Source organism: bacterium (assembly GCA_027622355.1).
In the GTDB taxonomy this organism is placed as follows: Bacteria; UBA8248; UBA8248; order UBA8248; family UBA8248; genus JAQBZT01.
Window position 1 is genome coordinate 1 of sequence record JAQBZT010000162.1, and the last position, 6,993, is coordinate 6,993.

The window sequence follows — 6,993 nt, forward strand, 5'->3', positions numbered from 1 at the left end:
GAGGCGGTGCAGCGGGCGCGGGCCGGCATCACCGACCCCAACCGGCCGATCGGCTCCTTCATCTTCCTCGGCCCGACCGGGGTGGGAAAAACCGAGCTGGCGCGCGCGCTCGCGGAGTTTCTCTTTGACGATGAGAGCGCCCTGGTCCGCCTCGACATGAGCGAGTACATGGAAAAGCACACGGTGGCGCGGCTGATCGGCGCGCCGCCGGGGTACATCGGCTACGAGGAGGGGGGGCAGCTGACCGAGATCGTCCGGCGCCATCCCTACGCCGTGCTTTTGCTCGATGAGATCGAAAAGGCCCATCCGGATGTGTTCAACCTCCTGCTCCAGGTGATGGACGACGGGCGGCTGACCGACGGCCATGGCCGGACGGTGGACTTCCGCAACACGGTCATCATCATGACGAGCAACGCGGGCACCGAGACCCTGAGCGAAACTAACGTCGGCTACGTCGTGGGCGGCGCGGGGAAGATGGAGGATCAGTCGAAGAAGGTGCTCGCTGCTCTCCGGAAGGTGTTCCGGCCGGAGTTCTTGAACCGCGTGGACGAGATCATCGTCTTCCGGGCGCTGGAGAAAGATCAGATCCGTCAGATCGTGGATATCCAGATCGAGCGCATCAGCGAAAGGCTCGCGGGCCAGCGCATCCACCTGCGGCTCACGGATGCGGCCAAGGAGTTTCTCGTCGAGAAGGGCTACGACCCAGCCTTCGGCGCGCGGCCCCTCAAGCGGGCCATCCAGTCGCATCTGCTCAACCCGATCAGCAAGAAGCTGCTGGCAGGGGAGATTTACGGAGGGATCGTCGAAGTAGACGCGGAGCCGGAGGGCGAAGGGCTTACTTTCTCGCTTCAGGAAGAGGCCGAACCGGTGCGCGCGTAATTTCAAATTTCTTCCCGCGGGGGAAGCCGAATTCGAAGCAATGAATTTCCGGTTTTGATATAGGAGATGGACGCAGATGGGCAAAAAAGTGATTGGAATTGATTTGGGAACCACCAACTCGGTCGTGGCGGTGATGGAGGGCGGACAGCCCACCGTCATCCCGAACCAGGAGGGCAACCGGACCACCCCGAGCGTGGTGGCCTATACGCAAGACGGCGAAAAGCTTGTCGGGCTCGTCGCCAAGCGGCAGGCGGTCACCAACCCGACCAACACGGTCTACTCGAGCAAGCGCTTCATGGGCCGCAGATACGAGGAGGTTTCCCAGGAGACCCAGCTGGTCCCCTACGAGGTGATGAAGGCGGAGAACGGCGACGCACGCTTCCGCCTCGGCGGCAACATCTACTCCCCGCCCGAGATCGGCGCGAGCGTTCTGCAGAAGCTCAAGCAGGCCGCCGAGGATTATCTTGGCGAGAAAGTCGAGGACGCCGTCGTCACCGTGCCGGCCTACTTCAACGACAGTCAGCGCCAGGCCACCAAGGACGCGGGCCGCATCGCGGGCCTGAACGTCCTGCGCATCATCAACGAGCCGACGGCGGCCGCGCTCGCCTACGGTCTCGACAAGAAAAAGGACGAGACCATCGCCGTCTACGACTTCGGCGGCGGCACGTTCGACATCTCGATTCTCGAGGTGGGGGACAACGTGGTCGAGGTGAAGGCCACCAATGGCGACACCCATCTCGGCGGCGACAATATCGATCAGCGGATCATCGAATGGCTGATCGATGCGTTCAAGAAAGACCAGGGAATCGATCTTTCCAAGGACGCGATGGCGCTTCAGCGGCTTCGTGAAGAGGGGGAGAAGGCGAAGATCGAGCTCTCGAGCTCGATGGAGACGGCCATCAACCTTCCCTTCATCACGGCGGACGCCTCGGGCCCGAAGCACCTGAATCTCAAGCTCTCCCGCTCAAAGCTCGAGCAGCTCACGCGCGATCTGATCGAAAAGACGCTCGAGCCCTGCAGACGGGCCATCGAGGACGCGAAGATTAAGCCGGGCGAGGTGGATCAGGTCGTCCTCGTGGGCGGCTCCACGCGGATGCCGCTTGTCCTGGAGGTGGTGAAAAAATTCTTTGGCATGGAGCCTCACAAGGGCGTGAATCCGGACGAGGTGGTGGCGATCGGCGCCGCGGTGCAGGGCGGCATCCTTGCCGGGGACGTGAAGGACGTCCTTCTTCTCGATGTGACGCCGCTCTCCCTCGGCATTGAAACCCTTGGCGGGGTGGCGACGAAGCTCATCGAGCGGAACACCACGATCCCGGTGAAAAAGAGCGAAATTTTCTCGACCGCGGCCGACAACCAAACCTCCGTCGAGGTGCACGTCTTTCAGGGCGAGCGCGAGATGGCCAGGGACAACCGCACGCTGGGCCGGTTCCACCTGGTCGGCATCCCGGCCGCCCCGCGCGGCCTTCCACAGGTCGAGGTGACCTTCGACATCGACGCCAACGGCATCGTCAACGTTTCGGCGAAGGACTTGGGGACTGGCAAGGAGCAGGTCATCACCATCACCAGCTCAAGCGGGCTGGGCGAGGATGAGATCAACGAGATGGTCACCGACGCCAAGGAACACGCCGAGGAGGACAAGAAGCGGCGCGAGAAGGTCGAGGTGCGCAACCAGGCCGACTCGCTGGCCTACAGCACGGAGAAGACCCTCAAGGAAAACGAGGACAAGGTTTCCGAAGAGGCGAAAAAAGAGATCGAAGAGGCCATCGCCGGTCTCCGGAGCGTTCTTGCGAACGATGATTTCGACCTGGACGAACTCAAAGCCGCGCAGGGGCGGCTCGAGACGGCTTCTCACAAGCTGGCGCAGACGATGTACGAGCAGGCCCAGCAGTCGGGGGCCGCAGGCGGGGCCGCCGCAGACGCGGGTGATGGGGAGAATGGTCAAGATACAGCTTCCGCGAACGGCGATGTCGTGGATGCGGAATTCGAGGAAGTGGACAAAGAGAAAAAATAACGGGGGCATTCACCCTCGCCCGGTACCGGATGAGTCACGATGGCAAAAAAAGATTATTACGAAATTCTCGGGGTGGATCGAAAAGCCTCGGCCGATGAAGTGAAGCGCGTCTACAAGAAGCTTGCGCGGAAGTTTCACCCCGACCTCAATCCCGGCGACAAGAAGGCCGAGGAGAAGTTCAAGGAAATCAGCGAGGCCTACGCGGTTCTCTCCGACAAGGAAAAGCGCAGACGCTTTGACACGATGGGCCATGCCGCCTTCTCCGGCGGAAGCCCGTGGGGCGATCGGAGCGCGCCGCCCACGGTGGATGAGATCCTCCGGGAGTTCAACCTGGGCGATCTGTTGGGGAACATTTTCGGCGGCGGCCGCTCGCGCTCCGGCTTCTCGGGCGGCGGCCCCTCCCAGCCGATGAAGGGCGAGGACGTTCAATACTCGATTCAGGTCAGCTTCAATGACGCGCTCAAGGGACTCAGCACGACCATATCAGTTCCCAAGACGGAAATCGTGAATGGCCAGAAGCGGCGCTCGAACGAACGCATACAGGTGAAAATCCCGGCGGGGGTTTCCAACGGCTCGCGGATTCGCCTCGCGGGGAAGGGAGAGCCTTCTCCCAGCGGCGGGCCGCCCGGCGATCTGTACATCATCACGAACGTCCAGCCCCACCCGAATTTCGAGCGCAAGGGCGATAACCTGTATCTTGAGCTGCCCGTCACGCTGGGCGAGGTGGCGCTGGGCACCCGGATTGAGATTCACACCTACGAGGGAACCACGAAGATGACGATCCCCCCCAACACCCAGACGGGGCAGACTTTCCGCCTGGCGGGCAAGGGCTCACCCCGGCTCAAGGGAAACGGGAAGGGGGATTTGTTCGTGATCGTTCGGGTGACGTTTCCGAAGCACCTGGACGAGGAGAGCCAGCGGCTGCTCCGGGATTTTGAGGGGCGCAACCCCATGCATCCGCGCTCGGAGATGACCGGCGTCAGTCAATAGGGAGAAAACATGCCCCGGCGGGCGAAAGATGAGCGTTTTACCATCAGCGTTGTGGCGGAGATGTTCGACATCCATCCCCAGACGCTGCGGATGTACGAGCGGGAGGGGCTGATCGAGCCGAGCCGCAGCAGCGGGAAAACACGCCTTTACTCCCGGGGGGATATCGAGCGTCTCGAGGTGATTCTGACCCTCACGCGGGAGATGGGGGTCAATCTCGCGGGCGTGGATGTGATCATGGAGCTTCGGGAGAAGCTCATGGCGGCCATGAACCGGGTGGGGGAGCTGGAAGAACTTCTGGAGAGCGACGCCCTTCGCGAGCTTCGCGATCAGATGGAACACGCCACGGCGGACATGAAGGCGCTCATTCCGGCCCGCGGCGGTCATTTGATTCGCTTGCAACGGAGAAAAACGTGACGACCAATTCCCTCAAGACGTTTTTGCTGCTCGGGCTGCTGACGGCTCTGATACTCTTTGTCGGAAATCTTGTCGGGGGCCGGACAGGGGTGATCATCGCCCTGCTGATCGCGGTGGGGATCAACGGCTACAGCTACTGGTTCTCGGACAAGATGGTGCTTTACAGTTCGGGGGCGGAAGAGGTAATCCCCGAGCATGCGCCGGAGCTGTACAGCATGGTCGGCGACCTCGCCCGAAGGGCGAATCTGCCCATGCCCCGGGTGTACGTGATTCCCGAGGAGATGCCGAACGCCTTTGCCACGGGAAGAAACCCCGAACATGCCGCGGTGGCCTTCACGGAAGGAATCCTGCGTACCCTGAGCCGGGAGGAACTCGAGGGGGTGGCCGCCCACGAGCTCGCCCACATCCGGAACCGCGACATTCTCATCAGCACGGTGGCGGCCACCTTGGCGGGCGCCATCATGTACATTGCCCAGATGGCCCAGTTCGCGGCCTTCTTCGGTGGCGGGCGGAGAAGCGACAACGAAGAGGGCGGCGGGGGCGGCGGCGTGATCGGCCTGCTGGTGGCGGCGATTGTGGCCCCGCTGGCCGCCATGCTGCTGCAGATGGCGGTGAGCCGATCGCGGGAGTATCTCGCCGATGCGACGGCGGCGCAGATCACGGGGACGCCGCAGGGCCTGGCCAGTGCGCTCCAGCGGCTCGATGAAGCCTCGCGCCACGGCGAGCTCGCGGGTGCGACCGAGGCGACGGCCCACATGTATATCGTCAATCCGCTCTCGGGCGGAGGTCTGTCGAATCTGTTCAGTACGCACCCGCCGATGGAAGAGCGCATCCGGCGCTTGTTGGCGATGCGGTAAAGGGAAGAGGGGCGAGACTTCATGGAAGTGAACGGCAAAAGTCCGGAGCCGGAGAAGGAAGCGGAGGGCGCCCAGAAGGAGGCGGGGAGCCCCCGCGTGGTGGATCGGCGAAGGTTCCGGGCGGGTGAGGATTCGGCTCCGGCAGGCCCCGAAGTTGAGGAAAAAGAGGCTTCCTCCCGCCTTCCCACCTACGTGGAAGAGCTGCAGCGGAAGCTCGCCGTCGCCGATGAGAAGCTCCGCGAGCACATCGATCGGTTGAACCGCGAGTCGGCGGAATTCCGGAGCCGCCAGGAGCGTGAGCTCGAACGCAGGACGGCCGAGACGAGAAAGCGGATTGTGGAAGGGTTCCTGCACCTGGCGGATGATCTCTCCCGGGCGTTGGCCGCCGCGGACGGCGCGCTGAGGGACGGTCCGCCGGAGAAAGGCGCGGTGGAGAATCTCATCCAGGGGATTCGGATGATCCGAGACCAATTTTTTCAGGAGTTGGCCTCCCACGGCGTCAAGCCCTTCTCGGCGGCGGGCGAGCCGTTCAACCCGCTGCGGCACGAGGCCATCCGCGCGGTGCCGGTGGATGACCCGGCGCTGGATGGAAAGGTGGTCGAGGAAGTCGGCCATGGATATCTGATTGAGGATGAAATCCTCCGCCCGAGCCGGGTGTGCGTGGGAAAGTTCGCGCCCCCGCCGGAAGGGGAAGGTTCCGCCCCCCAAACCGCAACGGATGCGTGAGTGAATCGTTAACGAGACACGTTGAATGGAAGGGTGAATGAGCGCGCGCGACTACTACGAAGTGCTCGGCGTCGGCCGGGACACCAGCGAAAGCGAGATCAAAAAAGCCTACCGGCAGATGGCGATGAAGTACCACCCCGATCGCAACCCCGGGGACAAGGAGGCGGAAAATCTCTTCAAGGAGGCCTCCGAGGCCTACCAGGTGCTCAGCGATTCCCAGAAGAAGAGTATTTACGATCGCTATGGCCACGCCGGTCTGACGGGCGCCGCCCACCCCGGCTTTTCGAGCTTTGACGATATTTTCTCTTCTTTCGGTGACATTTTCGGCGACATCTTCGGCGGAAAGGGCCGCAGCCGGCGCGATGGCCCCCAGAAGGGCCGCGATCTGGCCTACAACCTCGAACTCACCTTCGAGGAGGCGGCCCTGGGCGTGGAGCGGGAGGTCGAGTTCGACCGCCCGTGCGAGTGTGTCTACTGCGGCGGCTCGGGCGCCAAGTCGCCCGATGCCATCCGGCCCTGCTCTGCCTGTCAGGGCACCGGGCAGATGGGCTTCCGGCAGGGGTTCTTCACCTACTCGACCACCTGTTCCCAGTGCGAGGGCACGGGCAAGGTCATCACCGCGCACTGCGGTGAGTGCAAGGGAGAGGGGTGGCGATCCGAGAAACGGAAGGTGAAGGTGAATATCCCGCCCGGCGGGGACGAGGGCGGCCGGCTCCGCCTGCGCGAGGAGGGCGAGGGCGGCAGGAAGGGCGGCCCGGCGGGCGATCTCTTCGTGGTGGTGTCGCTGTTGCCCCATGAGGAATTTCAGCGCGAGGGAAACCACGTGATCTCGCGGCTGAAGATTACGTTCTCCCAGGCGGCTTTGGGGGATGAGGTGGAGATCAATACCCTGTATGGCCGCTCGTCGCTGAAAGTGCCCAAGGGGGTGCAGGCGGGCGAGTTGCTTCGCCTCCGGGGAGAGGGATTCCCCGCCTTGGGGCGCGGCGGCGGGAAGGGCGATCACGTGGTGCAGGTCGTTGTCCGCACGCCGACGAAACTCTCCTCGAAGGAGGAGGCGCTTTTCCGGGAACTGGCGGGGCTGGAGAGGGGGGGGAGTTCGAAGGAGAAGAAGAAAAA

At 63.2% G+C, this 6,993-nt stretch carries 7 protein-coding genes; all 7 read left to right on the forward strand.

What is annotated here, in order from left to right:
* Nucleotides 1-879: AAA family ATPase (locus tag O2807_10000; GenBank protein MDA1000826.1), on the forward strand; the 879-nt coding region annotated here is incomplete at its 5' end.
* Nucleotides 880-955: 76 nt separating this feature from the next.
* Nucleotides 956-2,890, forward strand: a complete 1,935-nt coding sequence (gene dnaK / locus O2807_10005; protein ID MDA1000827.1) for a molecular chaperone DnaK — start codon at nucleotides 956-958, stop codon at nucleotides 2,888-2,890.
* A 39-nt stretch (nucleotides 2,891-2,929) separates the two neighbouring features.
* A complete protein-coding gene (locus O2807_10010; GenBank protein ID MDA1000828.1) occupies nucleotides 2,930-3,880 on the forward strand; it encodes a DnaJ domain-containing protein in 951 nt (316 codons plus the stop codon).
* A 9-nt stretch (nucleotides 3,881-3,889) separates the two neighbouring features.
* Nucleotides 3,890-4,294, forward strand: coding sequence for a MerR family transcriptional regulator (locus tag O2807_10015; protein ID MDA1000829.1), 405 nt, complete (start codon nucleotides 3,890-3,892; stop codon nucleotides 4,292-4,294).
* A complete protein-coding gene (gene htpX, locus O2807_10020; GenBank protein ID MDA1000830.1) occupies nucleotides 4,291-5,151 on the forward strand; it encodes a zinc metalloprotease HtpX in 861 nt (286 codons plus the stop codon). Before O2807_10015 ends, htpX begins: the two co-directional genes overlap by 4 nt.
* 21 nt (nucleotides 5,152-5,172) lie before the next feature.
* Nucleotides 5,173-5,877, forward strand: coding sequence for a nucleotide exchange factor GrpE (locus O2807_10025; GenBank protein ID MDA1000831.1), 705 nt, complete (start codon nucleotides 5,173-5,175; stop codon nucleotides 5,875-5,877).
* 37 nt (nucleotides 5,878-5,914) lie between these two features.
* On the forward strand, nucleotides 5,915-6,993 hold a 1,079-nt coding region (gene dnaJ, locus O2807_10030), incomplete at its 3' end, for a molecular chaperone DnaJ (GenBank protein ID MDA1000832.1).